This is a genomic window from Klebsiella sp. HMSC16C06 (assembly GCF_001808325.1).
Classification (GTDB): Bacteria; Pseudomonadota; Gammaproteobacteria; order Enterobacterales; family Enterobacteriaceae; genus Klebsiella; species Klebsiella variicola.
The window spans coordinates 474,082-474,579 of sequence record NZ_KV793012.1; the positions used below are offsets into that span (position 1 = coordinate 474,082).

Genomic DNA, 498 nt, shown 5'->3' on the forward strand with positions numbered 1-498 from the left:
GGGAGGTGCTCTCCCAGCTGAGCTAATCACCCGAAACTGCGCTGGATACTACCGATACTGCGTCCACCGGCCCCATCATTAAAATGTGGTGGGTCGTGCAGGATGACTCGCTTCGCTCGCCCTGGGGCGCCGTTGCTGAAGCAACGTTATCCTTCACGTTTAACACCGACGTTCGATGTTAAAGATGGTGGGTCGTGCAGGATTCGAACCTGCGACCAATTGATTAAAAGTCAACTGCTCTACCAACTGAGCTAACGACCCACAGTGGTGGGTGATGACGGGATCGAACCGCCGACCCCCTCCTTGTAAGGGAGGTGCTCTCCCAGCTGAGCTAATCACCCGATACTGCGCTGGATACTACTAAGTGGTGGGTCGTGCAGGATGACTCGGCTTCGCCTCGCCCTATGGGCCGTTGCTGTCGCAACGTTATCCTTCACGTTTTACTATCGCGTTCCACCAGAACGATTGGTGGGTCGTGCAGGATTCGAACCTGCGACC

The 498-nt window shown here is 55.8% G+C and carries 3 tRNA genes (1 of these 3 only partly in view); all 3 read right to left on the minus strand.

Annotation, left to right across the window (positions count from 1 at the left end):
• Positions 1-185: 185 nt before the first annotated feature.
• Positions 186-261: transfer RNA gene (locus tag HMPREF3142_RS21110), tRNA-Lys, on the minus strand.
• A gap of 4 nt (positions 262-265) precedes the next feature.
• Positions 266-341, minus strand: a tRNA-Val gene (locus tag HMPREF3142_RS21115).
• Between the two features lie 125 nt (positions 342-466).
• A tRNA-OTHER gene (locus HMPREF3142_RS21120) sits at positions 467-498 on the minus strand (it continues 47 nt past the right edge of the window).